The 15,727-nt window shown below is 73.8% G+C and carries 19 protein-coding genes; 6 read left to right on the forward strand and 13 right to left on the reverse strand.

Annotation, left to right across the window (positions count from 1 at the left end; translation table 11 throughout):
• Positions 1-153 precede the first annotated feature (153 nt).
• From ACFXOZ_RS22640 to ACFXOZ_RS22650, 3 genes are all read right to left on the reverse strand, one after another.
• Positions 154-363: a dodecin gene (locus ACFXOZ_RS22640; RefSeq protein WP_375888757.1), complete on the reverse strand. Its 210-nt coding sequence runs from the start codon at positions 361-363 to the stop codon at positions 154-156.
• A 292-nt stretch (positions 364-655) separates the two neighbouring features.
• Entirely contained in the window at positions 656-1,615 is a 960-nt protein-coding gene (locus ACFXOZ_RS22645) for an asparaginase (protein WP_375888760.1), read from the reverse strand.
• Between the two features lie 74 nt (positions 1,616-1,689).
• On the reverse strand, positions 1,690-2,307 hold the full coding sequence (locus ACFXOZ_RS22650) for an ABC transporter substrate-binding protein (RefSeq protein ID WP_375888762.1): 618 nt from the start codon (positions 2,305-2,307) through the stop codon (positions 1,690-1,692).
• 482 nt (positions 2,308-2,789) lie between these two features.
• Between ACFXOZ_RS22650 and dtd the strand changes: the two genes are divergently transcribed.
• Complete coding sequence (dtd, locus tag ACFXOZ_RS22655) at positions 2,790-3,230, forward strand: D-aminoacyl-tRNA deacylase (RefSeq protein WP_375888765.1); 441 nt, start codon at positions 2,790-2,792, stop codon at positions 3,228-3,230.
• Positions 3,231-3,317: 87 nt separating this feature from the next.
• On the opposite strand, the gene ACFXOZ_RS22660 is transcribed toward dtd, so the two are convergent.
• From ACFXOZ_RS22660 to ACFXOZ_RS22670, 3 genes are all read right to left on the reverse strand, one after another.
• Positions 3,318-4,280, reverse strand: a complete 963-nt coding sequence (locus tag ACFXOZ_RS22660; RefSeq protein WP_380592329.1) for a YgfZ/GcvT domain-containing protein — start codon at positions 4,278-4,280, stop codon at positions 3,318-3,320.
• A gap of 19 nt (positions 4,281-4,299) precedes the next feature.
• Positions 4,300-4,782, reverse strand: a complete 483-nt coding sequence (locus ACFXOZ_RS22665; RefSeq protein WP_375888768.1) for a Fur family transcriptional regulator — start codon at positions 4,780-4,782, stop codon at positions 4,300-4,302.
• Between the two features lie 79 nt (positions 4,783-4,861).
• The gene (locus ACFXOZ_RS22670; protein WP_380525370.1) at positions 4,862-5,446 is read right to left on the reverse strand and encodes an FABP family protein; all 585 of its coding nucleotides are present in this window, start codon (positions 5,444-5,446) and stop codon (positions 4,862-4,864) included.
• 370 nt (positions 5,447-5,816) lie between these two features.
• Between ACFXOZ_RS22670 and ACFXOZ_RS22675 the strand changes: the two genes are divergently transcribed.
• Positions 5,817-6,179: a DsrE family protein gene (locus tag ACFXOZ_RS22675; RefSeq protein WP_375888771.1), complete on the forward strand. Its 363-nt coding sequence runs from the start codon at positions 5,817-5,819 to the stop codon at positions 6,177-6,179.
• Positions 6,180-6,183: 4 nt separating this feature from the next.
• Here ACFXOZ_RS22675 and ACFXOZ_RS22680 read toward each other — a convergent pair whose 3' ends face one another.
• From ACFXOZ_RS22680 to ACFXOZ_RS22710, 7 genes are all read right to left on the reverse strand, one after another.
• Positions 6,184-6,435: a hypothetical protein gene (locus ACFXOZ_RS22680; RefSeq protein WP_380592331.1), complete on the reverse strand. Its 252-nt coding sequence runs from the start codon at positions 6,433-6,435 to the stop codon at positions 6,184-6,186.
• A 101-nt stretch (positions 6,436-6,536) separates the two neighbouring features.
• The gene (locus ACFXOZ_RS22685) at positions 6,537-6,827 is read right to left on the reverse strand and encodes a DUF1416 domain-containing protein (protein ID WP_030288989.1); all 291 of its coding nucleotides are present in this window, start codon (positions 6,825-6,827) and stop codon (positions 6,537-6,539) included.
• Positions 6,828-6,865: 38 nt separating this feature from the next.
• Positions 6,866-7,702, reverse strand: coding sequence for a sulfurtransferase (locus ACFXOZ_RS22690; protein WP_375888776.1), 837 nt, complete (start codon positions 7,700-7,702; stop codon positions 6,866-6,868).
• Positions 7,703-7,955: 253 nt separating this feature from the next.
• Entirely contained in the window at positions 7,956-8,036 is an 81-nt protein-coding gene (locus tag ACFXOZ_RS22695; RefSeq protein ID WP_350517234.1) for an Ms5788A family Cys-rich leader peptide, read from the reverse strand.
• 257 nt (positions 8,037-8,293) lie between these two features.
• A complete protein-coding gene (locus ACFXOZ_RS22700; protein WP_375888778.1) occupies positions 8,294-9,016 on the reverse strand; it encodes a DUF2993 domain-containing protein in 723 nt (240 codons plus the stop codon).
• A gap of 132 nt (positions 9,017-9,148) precedes the next feature.
• Positions 9,149-10,609, reverse strand: coding sequence for a hypothetical protein (locus ACFXOZ_RS22705; RefSeq protein ID WP_380592315.1), 1,461 nt, complete (start codon positions 10,607-10,609; stop codon positions 9,149-9,151).
• Between the two features lie 5 nt (positions 10,610-10,614).
• A complete protein-coding gene (locus ACFXOZ_RS22710; protein ID WP_375888782.1) occupies positions 10,615-10,908 on the reverse strand; it encodes a MoaD/ThiS family protein in 294 nt (97 codons plus the stop codon).
• 655 nt (positions 10,909-11,563) lie between these two features.
• On the opposite strand from ACFXOZ_RS22710, the gene ACFXOZ_RS22715 reads away from it, so the two are divergent.
• From ACFXOZ_RS22715 to ACFXOZ_RS22730, 4 genes are all read left to right on the forward strand, one after another.
• On the forward strand, positions 11,564-12,295 hold the full coding sequence (locus tag ACFXOZ_RS22715) for a winged-helix domain-containing protein (RefSeq protein ID WP_375888784.1): 732 nt from the start codon (positions 11,564-11,566) through the stop codon (positions 12,293-12,295).
• Between the two features lie 137 nt (positions 12,296-12,432).
• Entirely contained in the window at positions 12,433-13,491 is a 1,059-nt protein-coding gene (locus ACFXOZ_RS22720) for a LacI family DNA-binding transcriptional regulator (RefSeq protein ID WP_360241551.1), read from the forward strand.
• Between the two features lie 129 nt (positions 13,492-13,620).
• Positions 13,621-14,826, forward strand: a complete 1,206-nt coding sequence (locus ACFXOZ_RS22725; RefSeq protein ID WP_380592317.1) for a S1C family serine protease — start codon at positions 13,621-13,623, stop codon at positions 14,824-14,826.
• A 112-nt stretch (positions 14,827-14,938) separates the two neighbouring features.
• Positions 14,939-15,709, forward strand: coding sequence for a response regulator transcription factor (locus tag ACFXOZ_RS22730; protein ID WP_375888789.1), 771 nt, complete (start codon positions 14,939-14,941; stop codon positions 15,707-15,709).
• The last annotated feature ends 18 nt before the right edge of the window (positions 15,710-15,727 follow it).

Genomic DNA, 15,727 nt, shown 5'->3' on the forward strand with positions numbered 1-15,727 from the left:
GCGTGGGTCAACGCGCGGGGGGCGTCTGGGCGCCCCAACGCGGGGGGTACGCGTTTGGGGGCGCCCCCCCGGGGGGGGGGGCCCCCGCCCCCCCCCCGCGCCCCCCCGGCCCCTGCCGTTCCGGGAGGCGTTCGAGGAGACGTTCGGGGAGGCTCAGTCCTCCAGCCGGAAGCCGACCTTCAACCCGACCTGGTAGTGCTTCACCTGGCCCTCCTCGATGTGGCCGCGGATCTCCGTGACTTCGAACCAGTCGAGGTTGCGCAGCGTCCGGGAGGCCCGCTCCACCCCGTTGCGGATGGCCGAGGCGACGCTCTCGGTCGAGGACCCGACGATCTCGGTCACCCGGTACACGTGGTCGGTCATGGCGGACTCCCTCAGCTGTGCGACGGCCCCCGTCCACCGTGCACCGCCCCCGCCCCGCCCGCACCCCGACGACGGCCGACCGAAGGCCGGCCGGAAGCCGGCCGGAAGCCGGAGCCGCCGAGGCGCTTCCCAGGGCGTGTCTGACAATTCCCGCCGGGCGTGCGACGCCGGGGCACGCACCTCGCCGCGTTGTCGTCGGTCGCCAATGCGCTGCATTGGGCTCCCTCCTCCGCCTTGCGATGCACGCACCCCAACGCCGCGCGCTGATCCGACGCGAATGGTCAGACACGCCCTAGAAGGCCGCGCGGACCTCGCCGACCGGGGCGCCGCCGCCGAACAGCGGGGCCGCGCCGATCCGCTCGACCGCGTCGTCCGCGCCGGTCACCCCGAGCCGGCGCAGCGCCGCCGCCAGCACCGGGCCGCGGGCCCGCTCGGAGCCGTCGTCGATCTTGAAGGCGAGGGCCCGGCCGTCCGCCAGCGCGACCACCTGGACGGCCTCGGCGCCCATCTTGGAGAGCGCGCCCGGAACGGACCGCATCAGCAGGGTGTCGGCCCGGCGGGTGCCGGCCACGTACTCGGGGTGGGCGCGCATCGCGTCGGCCACCCGCCGCTGCGCGGTGCCCTCCCCGGCCAGCACCAGGCGGCGGTAGCCGCGGGCCAGGCCGGTCAGCGTGACGGCGAGCAGCGGGGCGCCGCAGCCGTCCACCCCGGTGTGCGCCGGGGTCTCGCCGGTGCCCTCGGCGAGGGCCTCGCGGGCCAGCTCCTGGATCGGGTGCGCCGGGTCGAGGTACGTCTCGGTGTCCCAGCCGTTGGCGACGCACGCGGCCAGCCAGCCGGCGTGCTTGCCGGAGCAGTCCATCAGGATCGGGGCGCGCCGTCCGCCGGCGGCGAGCAGCAGCTCCGCCTCGGTCTCGTCCAGGGGCAGGTCGGCCGGGGTGCGCAGGGCGGACTCGTCGAGGCCGGCGGAGCTCAGGATGGCCCGTACGCCGTCGAGGTGAAACGATTCCGCGGAATGGCTGGAGGCCGCCAGGGCCAGCAGCTCGCCCTCGATCGCCAGCCCGGCCCGCAGGGTCGCCATCGCCTGGAACGGCTTGGCCGTCGAGCGGGGGAAGACCGGCGCGTCGGGGTCGCCGAGCGCGAACTCCACCGAACCGTCGGCGGCCAGCAGGACCAGGGAGCCGTGGTGCCGGCCCTCGGTGAAGCCCGAGCGTATGACCTCGGCGAGCACGGGCGGGGTGGCGGACTGGGACATCGCGGAGCCTTCCGGGGGCGAGGGTGGGCCGGGAGGAAGCCGGACCCCACCCACCCCGCGACGACTCACCCGGTCTAGAGCGGCCTCTCCGAGAGCAGGTCGTCGACCCGTGCTTCCCCATCACGGTACCTGCGGGTGATCTCGGCGTTGCAACCGTCCGCCGTCCGCAGCAGCCGCTGGCGGCGGCCGGACACCTCGCGCTCGTGGGCGCGCAGCCGCTCCAGGGCGGCCAGCAGCTCCTCCGCCGGGTGGGCCGCCAGGTCGGCGAGCTGGACGTCGCCCATCAGCGCGTCCGCCTCCAGCTGGGACTCCTGGGTGCGCGGCGGGCCGAGGGTGACGTGCCGGGCCGAGCGCCGCACCGTGGAGGGCGCGTCGGTCAGGATGGCCGGCAGCCGGTCCAGCAGGTCGCCGCCGGGCTCCTCGCCGGCCGCCGGGGACGGGTGGGCGGGGCCGCCGCCGGGGCGCCGGTCGAGCTCGGCGCGCAGGATGTCCATCCGCCCGTGCAGCAGCCGCCGCAGGTAGGACAGGTCGGCCTCCTGCGCCAGGGTCTCCCGGCGCAGGATCCGCAGCTGATCCAGGCCCAGCGCCTCCAGGTCCGGCTCGCCGTCCCGGACGGCCGTCCAGGACCGGTCCCCGGCGGCCTGCGCCACCGGTCCGGAACGGCTCCACGCCGCGCTGCTCGCGTCCATCATCCAGCCCACCTGCCGTCGTCCGATCCCGCCCGCTCGCGGCACCCCGTCCCTGCCGCCGGCCCGGCCCGTCCCCCGACGGGCTCGTGCGTCCCGTCCGTTGGCACGCCCGGGGGCCCCGAAGGGTTCCACTCCCCGGCCGGGACCACCCGCCGGGGCGACCCCGACAGAACGCCTGACCTACCGGCTCGACCGCCCGGCCGAACCCGGCCCGGTGCGGCGGACCTCCAGGCGCGCCGGGCCTTCGTGCGGTCCCCCAGCGTGCCACCCCACCCGGCGCGCGCGCACCGCCCGTGCACCCGAACGGCCCCCTGGCGAACGGGGGTGGCTGATATGACCGGGCCTTTCCGCAGCAGGAGCAGCGCCCGAACCTGCGCAGGCGCGCACTGCACGGCGTGCGCCACCCTTGTGCGCGCCCCAGGTGTACGCCCCCGGATTCCCCCGAGACCCCACGGGGCGCCCCGGTGCTCCGGCACAATGGCGGCATGCGAGCAGTGGTGCAGCGAGTGACCGAGGCCCGGGTGACCGTGGCCGGAGAGACCGTCGGCGCGATCGAGGGGCCAGGGCTCTGCGTCCTGGTCGGCGTGACCCACGAGGACACCCCGGCCAAGGCGGCCCAACTGGCCCGCAAACTCTGGACGCTGCGGATCCTGCCGGTCGACGGCGAGGGCGTGGAGCAGAGTTGCTCGGACATCGGCGGCCCGCTGCTGGTGATCAGCCAGTTCACCCTCTACGGCGACGCCCGCAAGGGCCGCCGGCCCACCTGGACCGCCGCCGCCCCCGGGCCGGTCGCCGAGCCGCTGGTGGACGAGGTGGTGGCCCAACTGCGCGCGCTGGGCGCCAAGGTGGAGACGGGCCGGTTCGGCGCCGACATGCAGGTGGCGCTGGTGAACGACGGCCCGTTCACCGTCCTCGTCGAGGTCTGAGGCCCGGAGGGCCCGAGGGCCGGGCCCCGGGCCGGTGTGCCGTGAGGCCCCGGCCCCGCCCCGGCTCCGCCCCGGACCCTGCCCGGCCTACTGCGGGACGATCACGTCCTGGGTGCCCGGCACCGTGCCGGCCAGCAGCACCGCGTCCACCGGCACGTTCCGCTTGACGACCGCCAGCGCGATCGGCCCCAGCTCGTGGTGCCGGGCCGAGGAGGTCACGAGGCCCAGCGCCCGGCCGTCCGGGTCGGAGGCCAGCCGCACCTCGGTGCCGTGCGGGGGCAGCGTCTCCTCGGTGCCGTCCAGGTGCAGGAAGACCAGCCGGCGCGGCGGGCGGCCCAGGTTGTGCACCCGGGCGACGGTCTCCTGGCCGCGGTAGCAGCCCTTCTGCAGGTGGACGGCGGTGCGCAGCCAGTCCACCTCGTGCGGGATGGTCCGGTGGTCGGTCTCGAAGCCGAGCCGGGGCCGGTGGCCCTCGATTCGCAGCGCCTCGTAGGCCCAGACACCGGCCGCCGGGCCGTACCCGGCGGTGCGCTCCGCCAGCTCGGCGCGCGGCACGAACAGGTCGCGGCCGTACGGGAGTTCGCGGACGGCGGCGGCGCCCTCGACGGAGCCGGTGGAGCCGGCCGGCAGGTGGACCACGGCGTAGTCGGCGGTCGCGTCGACGACCTCCACCTGGTAGAGGAACTTCATGCTCTCCAGGTAGCCGATCAGCGCCTCCTGGGTGCCGGGCTCGACGTGCGCCCAGGTGGTGGTGCCGTCGTCGACCAGGTAGAGGGCGTGCTCGACGTGCCCGTTCGGGGAGAGCACCAGCGCCTCGGTGGCGTGCTGTGGCTCCAGCCCGCTGACGTGCTGGGTGAGCAGCAGGTGCAGCCAGGCGAGGCGGTCCGCACCGGTGACGGTGAGCACACCGCGGTGCGAGAGGTCGACGAAGCCGGTGCCCCGGGACAGGTTCCGTTGCTCGCGGAAGATGTCGCCGTAGTGGGCGGCGACGCCTTCGTCGGCCCCCTCGGCGGGGACGGCTCCGGGCAGGGCAAGCAGCGGGCTCTTCACACCGGTCATACCGGCCAGCTTACGACCGCTCGTCGGCCCGCCCGGCGGCGCAGTCGGCGCAGCGGCCGAAGATGGCGAAATGCTTGAGGTCGGTGTCGAAGCCGTGCTGCTCGCGCAGCCGGTCGACCAGCGGCTGGGCGATCTCGGTGTCGGTCTCGGTGACCTTCTCGCAGTCCCGGCAGACCAGGTGGAGGTGGTGGTGGCGGCCGGCCAGGTGGTAGGTCGGGGCGCCGTGGCCGAGGTGGGCGTGCGAGACCAGGCCCAGCTCCTCCAGCAGCTCCAGGGTCCGGTAGACGGTGGAGATGTTGATGCCGCTGGCGGTCTTGCGGACGTGGCAGAGGATGTCGTCGGGGGTGGCGTGGTCGAGGGCGTCCACGGCCTCCAGCACCAGCTGCCGCTGCGGCGTGAGGCGGTAGCCGCGCTCGCGCAGGTCGGTCTTCCAGTCGCCCGAGAGCTGCCAGTCGGTGGTGCCGGTGTCCGCCACGGTTTCTGTCCCTGCCAAGGTCGGGGGTCCTGGGACAAGTGTAGGGACCGGCCGGCGGCCGGTCCCTACCTCGTGCGCAGAACGTCCCGGGACGGGCCTACTTGAAGAAGGCGATGCCGTCGTCCGGCAGGTCGTTGATGTCCTTGATCAGCTGGGCCGGGCTGAGCACCTTCTTGAGCTGCGCGGACATGTACGGGCGCAGCGGCACGTTCGGGGCGGCCTTCTCGCCGACCCAGAGCAGCTCGCCGTTGACGAAGCCGTACAGCCGCTTGCCGCCGGAGTACTCCGGGGAGCCCTCGATCCGGGCCACCGCGTCGGTCGAGACGTCGACCTGCGGCTTGCCGTCGGCCAGCTCGCCGTACCAGATCTCGACCGTGCCGTCGTCGCGGACCGAGGAGATCTCGATCCCGCGGACGCCGCTGGTGCCGTCGTGGTTGCTGGTGATGCGCCAGAAGGCGTGCTCGTTCTCCAGCGGACGGACCTTCTCGCCCTCCTCGTCCAGCACCCAGGTACGGGAGCGGAACTCCAGGAAGGGGCGGCCGTCGTGGCGGATCACGATCTCCTGGCCGAAGTTGCACTTCTCCGTGCCGGGGAAGTCATAGACGCCCGCGCCCTCCCAGGTACCGAGGAGGAAGGCGAGCGGGACGACGTCCCTGTGGAGGTCAGAGGGGATCTCGATCATGTTCCTGGTCGCTGTCGTGGTCGGTGCGGTCTGCCTCAACCGTACGGCAGGGTCAGCGCTGGCCCTGGTACAGCTTCATCACCGAGAAGATGGCGAACCAGGTGATCAGCACGGCCATCAGGGCCAGCAGACCGTCGAAGAAGATTTCCAGACCGGACACGGGGGGCTCCCAGGCGGCGACAGTGTGGTGGATTTTGCTCGCGCCCACTCTATCCGGAGGGCTACGGTCGGTCGCGGTGAGCCCCACCACGGCGGCTTCCGCGCCGCAGCGTAGCCGCCGCGCCGCCTCCCCCGGGGCGCCGTTCAAGGTTTGCCCACGGGATTCCACGATGACGGCGGACGGGGGCGGCGGGACCTCTAAGGTGGCGCCATGTCGAAGAAGCTCGTCATCAAGGTGACCGCCGGTGCGGACGCGCCCGAGCGGTGCTCACAGGCCTTCACGGTGGCGGCCGTGGCCGTCGCCAGCGGGATCGACGTCTCGCTGTGGCTGACCGGGGAGTCCTCCTGGTTCGCGGTGCCGGGGAGGGCCGCCGAGTTCGAGCTGCCGCACGCCGCACCGCTGCCGGACCTGCTGGAGTCGATCCTGGCCTCCGGCTCGGTGACGCTGTGCACCCAGTGCGCGGCCCGGCGCGGGATCACCCAGAAGGACACCGTCGAGGGCGTCCGGATCGCGGGGGCGCAGGTCTTCGTCAGCGAGATCATGGCGGACAACGTCCAGGCGCTCGTCTACTGACGCCCTACGGGCGTTCCTCGCGGTCGGGGCGGTCCCGGTCGGGGCGGTCCCGGTCGTGGCCGGGCTCGTCCCACTTCGGGTCCTCCCAGCGCGGGTCGTTCCACCAGTCGTCGTCCGGGTCCCGCTTGTTGGCGAACACCGCGGCGGCCGGCGGGATGACCATCGCGACCACGCACAGTCCCACCGCGGCTCCCACCGAGAAGAACCGCACCACGCCCCAGGCCAGGACGAACAGGCCCAGGCACACGCCCATCATGGCGTAGTAGTAGCGCCGCCGGCGCCTCGTCTGCACGTCTTCCACGGTACGACCGAGGGCCCCCGCGCGGCAGGGGCCCTCGGCGTGATCGTCCGTGCCGGTCAGACCGCGATCGCGACCTCGACGGCGGTGCCCTGGGAGGCCACCACCTGACGGTCCACGGTCTGGCCCGGGACCAGCGCCCGCAGGGTCCACTTGCCCGGGCGGGCGAAGAACCGGAACTGGCCGGTCGCCGAGGTGGGCACCTCGGCCGTGAACTCGTTGTTCTCGTCCAGCAGCCGGACGTAGCCGTTGACCGGCTCGCCGTCGCGGGTCACCGAACCCTGGATGATCGTCTCGTTCGCCACGTCAACTCCTGCCAGGTCCGGCCCGCCGGCCTTCGCACCGCACATGTCTGTCTCCTTCTGACTTACGGGTCGAGCCGGGGGGCTCAGTTGCTGCCGAGCTCGATCGGCACGCCGACCAGGCTGCCGTACTCGGTCCACGAGCCGTCGTAGTTCTTCACGTTCTCCTGGCCGAGCAGCTCGTGCAGCACGAACCAGGTGAGCGCGGAGCGCTCGCCGATCCGGCAGTAGGCGATGGTGTCCTTCGCCAGGTCGATGCCCTCGGCCTCGTAGAGGGCCTTGAGCTCGTCGTCGCTCTTGAAGGTGCCGTCGTCGTTGGCGTTCTTCGCCCACGGGATGTTGCGGGCGCTCGGCACGTGGCCGGGGCGCTGCGACTGCTCCTGCGGGAGGTGGGCCGGGGCGAGCAGCTTGCCGGAGAACTCGTCGGGCGAGCGGACGTCGACCAGGTTGAGGGTGCCGATGGCGGCGATCACGTCGTCGCGGAAGGCGCGGATCGAGGAGTCCACGGCCTGCGCCTGGTACGCGGTGGCCGGGCGGGCCGGGACCTCGGCGACCAGGTCGCGGGAGTCCAGCTCCCACTTCTTGCGGCCGCCGTCCAGCAGGCGGACGTCGCCGTGGCCGTACAGCTTGAAGTACCAGTAGGCGTACGAGGCGAACCAGTTGTTGTTGCCGCCGTACAGGACGACGGTGTCGTCGTTGGCGATGCCCTTGGCGCTGAGCAGCGCCTCGAAGCCGGCCTGGTCGATGAAGTCGCGGCGGACCGGGTCCTGGAGGTCCTGCTTCCAGTCGATCCGGACGGCGTTGCGGATGTGGTTCTTGTCGTACGCGGAGGTGTCCTCGTCGACCTCGACGATGACGACCTTCGGGTCGTCCAGGCGGGCCTGGACCCAGTCGGCGTCGACCAGGACGTCGCTGCGGCTCATGGTGGTGTTCTCCATCCGAGGGCGGTTTGCGGAAGGTGCTGCTCAGCTGCTCAGCGGGGGTGCTGCCGGGGTACTGCCGGGGTGCCCGAACGGAGGCGGTCCGAAATCCTGTCCGAATGATGGGACGGAGGAGGAGAACCGGGACGACCGGGCGGAGGACTGCGGAGCACGGCGGGGACCATCGGCCCCGAGGGCCGGACGAGGTCACCGGAAGGTCGGCGGCGGGCACGAACTGCCCTGCCAGGATGCCGACTCAGCGCATTCGACACAGACAGGCGGCCACGCGGCACAGGTCGACCGCCCGCCGCTTCGTGAGATCCGTCTGTCGCTTCATGCCGACGATGCTAAGGACACCAGAGGCCCGCTGTCATCAGCGTATCGAATGCCGAGACCAGAACGACCGGATACTGGGATTCGCCCTGGGCGCGGCCCGCCGGGCGCCGGGCGGGCCCCCGCCGACGGCCCACAACGGGCGGAAACGACACCGCCCCGCGGTCCGCGCTGGACAGCGCGTCTCGCGGAGCGGAACGGGGGGTGCCCCTTCGGAACGGCCGGCGGCGGCCGGCGGGCGGGCAGCGGACGGGCGGCGGGTCAGCCCAGCAGCTTGACGTCCTTGCCCTCGAAGGACAGCTGGAGGCCCTCCGGCAGCGGCGCCACGCCGTCCTTCGCGGCCAGCTGGAGGCCGGCCGGCATCGAGTCCAGGGTGAAGCTCGCCGGCTCGATCTTCCGGTTGCCCAGCCCGGCGACCATCTCGGCCAGCGAGCTCAGCTTGAGACCGTCCACGGTGATGGTGTTGCCCGTGTTGTGCACGGTGGCCTCACCCACCGAGACCGGACCCAGCGAGGCCTTGACCTTGCCCGGGCCGCCGTAGGACAGGCTCAACCGGGCGTTGCCGCCGACCGGCAGCGAGGCGCCGCCCATCAGCTGGGAGGCCGGGGGCAGCAGCTGGGCGAGGTCCTGGTAGCTGATCACTCCGCTGCCGGCGCCGCTGTCCACGGTGGCGCTGTTCAGGCTGTCGCTCACCTCGACCCCGGACAGCTTCGCCTTGAAGGAGTGCAGCGCCACCTGCTGCCCGTTGTTCCGGACGGTCAGCCCGTCCGAGGAGATCCGGACGTCGTCCAGCTTCTTCGAGACCACCTGGGTGAGGAACGGGAAGCCCTCGATCGTGACGTCCGGCCGCTGGCTCATCCGGCCGTTCTTCACCAGCTGGTCGGCGGCCTCGTCCTCGGCCACGCCGACCGCGATCCGGTCCGCGCCCACCAGCAGCCCGGAGAGCACCACCAGGCCGATCGTCGCCTTCAGCCATCCGCGCATCGTGTCCCCCGTCGTCGCCGGTCGCCGTCGTCCGTCCCGGAGCCGCGCCGGGCGCGACCCTCCCGCACGACCGTACGACGTCCCGCCCCGGACGGTGGTTCCGGGGCGGGACGCGGTCGTGACGTACCCGACTCAGCCGGCCAGCAGCCCGGTGGCCATCCAGATCAGCGGCGCGGCCACCGCCAGCGGCAGCGCCACGCCCGCCGTCATGTGCACGAAGCGGGACGGGAAGTCGTACGCCGCGACCCGGCGGCCGACCAGCGCCCCCAGGCCGGCGAGCACGCCCAGCGCCGGCGGCGCACCCACCAGCAGGCCCAGCAGCACCGCGGCGACCACACCCAGCACCGGGCCCAGCTGCTTCGGCCCGGGCAGCGGAGCCGCCGCCAGCACGGTGGCCAGCGCGACCGCGCCCACCCCCGCCGGCACCCAGTCGGCCAGCAGCAGCGTGGTGCACAGCGCCGTCACCACGGTGGCCGAACCCAGCACGGTCAGCGCGTAGAACCGCTCCTTCGGGTCCGAAGGGCGGAACGTCTGGAGCACCAGCACCAGCAGGAAGAACCCGCCCAGGGCGCCCACCACGGCCGCCGCACCGCTGTCGGCGTCCGCCAGCAGCACCGCCACGTCGGCGGTGAGCCCGGACAGCACGGCCAGCAGGATGCCCTGCCGGGCCGGCCACATGCCGTTCAGCCGGAACCAGCCGGCCGCCGTGAGCAGCTGCAGCGCCGCCACCACCAGGGCCAGCGCCACCTGCCCCAGCGCGGCACCGCCGGCCAGCAGCGCGGCCACGGCGGCGGTGATCAGGGCGGGCTGGAGGCCCGGGTCGATGATCGGCGAACCGGTCCGACCGCCCGGGGTCGCGGCCGCCGCCGGGGGCTGGGCCCCCGGGAACGGGAGGCCCGGCACCGGCTGCGCCGGGACGGCGCCGTACGCCGGGACGGCGGGCAGGTCCGGGCGCTTGAGCGTCATGGTAGGCGGGTCGAAGCCCGGCCCGGCGCCGGGCGCCCCGACGGGCGGCGCGGGCGGCATGCCGCCGGGCGGCACCGCGGCCGCGGGATGCCCGACCGGCGCGCCCTGCGGGGTACCGTGCTGCGGGAAACCCTGCTGCGGGGCGGTCCGCGGCGCCGGGGCGGGCGCCCCGGCCGGGGCCGCGTGCCGCGCCCGGGAGGGCGGCGGCGGGGCCTGCGGCGGGTACGACTGCGGGTACGGCTGCGCGGCCGGGGGCTGCTGCACCGGCGGCCGGCCGTACTGCGGCGGCGGGGCGACCGGCATCGCGCCGGAGACCGTCACCGGCGGCAGCAGCGTGGTGGCCGCCGCGTCGTCCAGCGGCGGGACGGGCGGGAGCAGCGTGGTCGCCGCGTCGTCCAGCGGGGGCACCGGCGGCAGCAGGGTGGTCGCGGCCGCGTCGTCCAGGGCGGGCACCGGCGGCAGCACGGTGGTGGCGTCGGCGTCGTCCACCGGATAGCCGTACGGGTGCTGCGGGTGCCGCGGCGCGTGCTGCTGCTGGTACTGCTGCGGATGCGGATAGGGCTGCTGCGGCTGCTGCTGCCAGTTGCCGTGGCCGCCGCCGTGGTTCGGGTCGTTCATGTCCGTCACGCCGCTCAGCCTCCCGCGAACGGCGGGAGGATCTCGACCGTCCCGCCCTCGGTCAGGGCCACCGTCGCGTGGTCCCGGCCGCCGACCTGCGCGCCGTCGACCAGGTACGAGCAGTGCCCGAGCAGCTGGACGAGCTTCGGCCGGTCGGCGTGCCGCTGCCGGGCCGCGGCCAGCGCCTCCGCCAGGGTCGCCGCCTCGTACGGCTCCTCGGCCAGCCCGGCCTCGGACTTCGCCGCCGCCCAGTAGCGGATCGTCCCGCGCGCCCGGGCGCCGCTCGCGGGCTCGGTGGTCGCGCCCATCGGGCCACCCCATTCCGTTCGTCCTCGCCCGGCCCCGGTGACCCGGTCCGGCTCGCCACCGGAGCGTGCCCCGACCACCCGAACGATGGACCCGGGCAGCGCCGCCGATGTGCGTCCCATGATGGCGTGTCCGCCGGTGCGAGCGGCAATCGCCCTGGCCCGACCGGCCCGCAGCGGCGCTCGAAGCTGTGGCCAGGCTCACCCGGCGCACGCCCGGATTGGGCGAACCGTCGGATTCGCGCACTCCCGGCACGCGGAGCGGTCGGCTATCCTCGACCTCCAAGAGGGATCCGGGCAGAGTCGCCCCCGGGTCCTTTTGTGCTTTCAGGACGCCAGTACGGACGTTCGTGCGATTCGTCGGCCCACCCCCGGCGCGTCGCGGGAACCGCCCCGCTCTCGCGGCACAAGGACGTGCCGGGCCTGCCGGGGTGTCGCCACCCGGCACCGGGCCGCCACCCGGGACCGGACCAGACCGGAGGGTTCGCGGGATGAACAGGGCAGAAACGGTGCGCCGCGGGTTGCGGGACCCCCGGTGCGCCGAGTGCTCCCACGAGACCCCCGGGGCGTCCTTCCCCCTCCCCTCAGCACCTGCGCCCACCGGCTGCGGCGGCAGCCTGGGCGCGACCGCGACGACCCGGAAAGGGGACCCCCGGGTATGAGTTCACTCCTCCTCCTCACCAACGCACTGCAGCCGTCCGCCGAAGTGCTACCGGCCCTCGGCCTGCTGCTGCACAACGTCCGGGTGGCCCCCGCCGAGGGATCCGCCCTGGTCGACACCCCCAGCGCGGACGTCATCCTGGTCGACGGCCGGCGCGACCTGCCGCAGATCCGCAGCCTGTGCCAGCTGCTGCGCTCCACCGGCATCGGCTCCCCGCTGATCCTGGTGGTCACCGAGGGCGGCCTGGCCGCCGTGACCGCCGAGTGGGGCATCGACGACGTCCTGCTGGACACCGCCGGCCCGGCCGAGGTCGAGGCCCGGCTGCGGCTCGCACTGGGCCGCCTCCAGGTCGCCGCCGACGACAGCCCGATGGAGATCCGCAACGGCGACCTCTCGGTCGACGAGGCCACCTACTCCGCCAAGCTCAAGGGCCGGGCGCTCGACCTCACCTTCAAGGAGTTCGAGCTGCTCAAGTACCTCGCCCAGCACCCCGGCCGGGTCTTCACCCGGGCCCAGCTGCTCCAGGAGGTCTGGGGCTACGACTACTTCGGCGGCACCCGCACGGTGGACGTGCACGTCCGGCGGCTGCGCGCCAAGCTCGGCGTGGAGAACGAACAGCTGATCGGCACCGTGCGCAACGTCGGCTACCGCTTCGTCGTCCCCGAGAAGGCCGACAAGAGCGAGCGTCCGGACCTCGCCCAGCGCCCCTCGGCCCCACTGGAGGCCTGACGGGGACCGGCCCGGGGAGCCGGGCGGGCCGGGCGGGCCGTCGGCCCGTCCGGCTCGTCCGGATTGCTCCCGGTCCCGCCCCGGAACGGCCCCAGCTCCCACTGCCGCCCCGGGGACCACACGCGTAGACTCCCCCCGTGGCCAAGGTGACGCGCGACGATGTAGCCCGACTGGCTGGGACCTCGACCGCGGTCGTCAGCTACGTGATCAACAACGGGCCGCGCCCGGTCGCGCCCGCGACCCGGGAGAAGGTCCTCGCGGCGATCGAACAGCTCGGCTACCGGCCGAACAGCGTCGCCCAGGCGATGGCCTCCCGCCGGACCAACCTGATCGGCATGGTCGTCCCGGACGCCCGCCAGCCCTTCTTCGCCGAGATGGCCCACGCCGTCGAACGGGCCGCCTCCGAGCGCGGCAAGCTCGTCCTGATCGGCAACTCCGACTACGTCGACGACCGCGAGGTCCACTACGTCCGCGCCTTCCTCGGCATGCGGGTCTCCGGGCTGATCCTGGTCAGCCAGGGCCCCTCCCAGCGCGCCGCCGAGGAGTTCGCCGCGATGGAGGGCGCGAAGGTGGTGCTGCTGCACCGCCGCCCCGAGGCGATCGACGACGTCGCGGTGGTCACCGACGACGTGGGCGGCGCCGAGGCCGTCGTGCGCCACCTGCTGGAGGTGCACGGGCACCCGTACGTGGCCTGCTTCGGCGGCCCGGTGGAGTCCCCCGCCCCCGGCGACCCGGTCATCGACCACGTCGAGGGCTGGCAGCGCGCCATGGACGCCCACGGCATCCCCACCGAGCCGCACCTGATCGACGCCCCCTTCCACCGCTACGGCGCGTACGACGTCGCGCTGCGGCTGCTGCGCTCGCCCGACCGGCCGCGGGCCGTCTTCTGCTCCACCGACGACCAGGCGATCGGCGTGCTGCGGGCCGCCCGCGAGGTCGGCCTGCGCGTCCCCGAGGACCTCGCGGTGGCCGGCTTCGACGACGTGCCCGAGGCCGCGCTCGCCGACCCGCCGCTGACCACCGTCGCCTCCGACCGCGACGCGATGGCCCGGGCCGCCGTGGACCTGGTGCTGGACGACTCGCTGATGGTGCCCGGTTCGGACACCGAGCGGGTCCGCAAGTTCCCGTCCCGCCTGGTCATCCGCCGTTCCTGCGGCTGCGACGGGGCCGCACCCGACCGGGCCCCGCTGGACTAGCCGGAGCGGAACCGCCGGTTCCGCTCCAAGAGCTGCCTGACCAGGCTTTATGAGAAGTCAACGGGCTTCTCGCCGCGTTCTGAGCCGCTTCTCATCCCGTCCTCATCCACCGGGCGGAACTTGGTCGGCATGAGCGAACAGCGGCACAACCCCAGCGAGCAGTACGGTCCGTACGAGCCCCGCGTCATCGAGGGCACCGTGCTGGGCTCCGACACCGACGGCACCGACCCGCGCACCGACCCGCGCACCGGGTACGGCCACCACCAGGACGGCACCGACCCGTACTCCGGGTACGGCCAGCACCAGGACCACTCCGGTGCCGCCTTCGGCGCGACGCCCCCGCCGCCGCCGATGCCGCCCGAGCCCCCGACGCTGCTCGGCCACCCCTCCGACTCCGAGGGCCCCGGCCGCCACGGCGGCCGGGCCCGGCGCGGACTGCTGCGCGGGCGGCTCGCCCTGGTGACCGCCGTCGCCGCGATCGCCGCCGTCATCGGCGGGGTCACCGGCGGGGTCATCGCCGCCGACCGGCAGTCCTCCGACAACCGGGTCGGAACGATCGCCAGCCCCGTCTCCGCCCGCACCGACGGCACCGCCAACGTGCCCGCCATCGCCGCCGCCGTCTCGCCCAGCGTCGTCCAGATCACCGTCAAGGAGAGCAACGGCACCGCCACCGGCACCGGCGTCGTCCTCAACGCCGACGGCCAGATCCTCACCAACTTCCACGTGATCGACGGCGCGTCGGCCGGCGGCCGGATCACCGTCACCTTCAAGGACGGCTCCACCGCCCCCGCCACCGTGACCGGCACCGACAAGAACCTCGACGTCGCCGTGATCACCGCCGGCGGAGCCAAGAACCTCACCCCCGCCGTCCTCGGCGACTCCTCCACCGTCGCCATCGGCGACCCGGTCGTCGCCATCGGCAACCCCGACGGCCTCACCGGCACCGTCACCTCCGGCATCATCAGCGCCGAGAACCGCGACGTCACCGTCCAGCTCGACGAGGGCTCCACCAGTGGCAACGGCGGCTTCGGCCTCCCGTTCCTGCCCGGCGTGCCCGGCCTGCGCGGCGGCGGCGCCCAGCAGCAGCAGAACAGCGGCAGCAGCACCACCTACAAGGCCTTCCAGACCGACGCCGCCCTCAACCCCGGCAACTCCGGCGGCCCGCTGATCAACGCCAACGGCCAGGTCATCGCCATCAACTCGGCGATGTACGCGCCCAGCGGCTCCGGCTCCTCGGGCAGCAGCGGCGCCGGCAGCGTCGGCCTCGGCTTCGCCATCCCGATGAACGACATCAAGCAGGTCCTCCCGAAGCTCGAATCCGGCCAGAGCCTGTGAGCCACAATCCGTAGGAACCGGTGAACGTCCGCGAGGCGGACAATTGCCACCAGCAGCAGACCCAGCAGACCCGACAGCGGGCCCTCCACCCGACGAGAAAGGGCAGCAGCCCATGACCCCGTCCGCCGACGACCGCACCCCCGCCGAGGCCGGCCACCCCTCCGCCCGGCTCCTCGTGGTCGACGACGAACCCGCCCTCCGGGACGCCCTGGAGAGCAGCCTCGCCTTCGAGGGCTACGAGGTCGCCACCGCCACCGACGGCTACGAGGCCCTGGAGTCCGTCGAGCGCGACAAGCCCGATCTCGTCCTGCTGGACATCATGATGCCCCGGATGGACGGCCTCACCGCCGTCCGCCGGATGCGCTCCCGCGGCGACACCGTCCCCGTCCTGATGCTCACCGCCCGCGACGCCGTCGGCGACCGCGTCACCGGGCTCGACGTCGGCGCCGACGACTACCTCGCCAAGCCCTTCGAACTCGACGAACTCCTCGCCCGCGTCCGCGCCCTGCTGCGCCGCAACGCCCTCGCCACCGAGGCCGCCGCCCGCGCCGCCGCCGAGGACGACAGCGAGGTCCTCGCCTTCGCCGACCTGCGGATGAACACCGCCACCCGCGAGGTCACCCGCGGCGGCAAGCCCGTCGAACTCACCCGCACCGAGTTCATGCTGCTGGAGATGTTCCTCTCCCACCCCCGGCAGGTCCTCACCCGCGAACAGATCCTCAAGGCGGTCTGGGGCTTCGACTTCGAGCCCTCCTCCAACTCCCTGGACGTGTACGTCATGTACCTGCGCCGCAAGACCGAGCAGGGCGGCATGCCGCGCCTCATCCAGACCGTCCGCGGCGTCGGCTACGCCCTCCGCCCGGCCGCCGGCACCAGCGCGTGAACGCTGTTCCGCCCCCGC

This window comes from Kitasatospora sp. NPDC059160, from assembly GCF_042755465.1.
In the GTDB taxonomy this organism is placed as follows: Bacteria; Actinomycetota; Actinomycetes; order Streptomycetales; family Streptomycetaceae; genus Kitasatospora.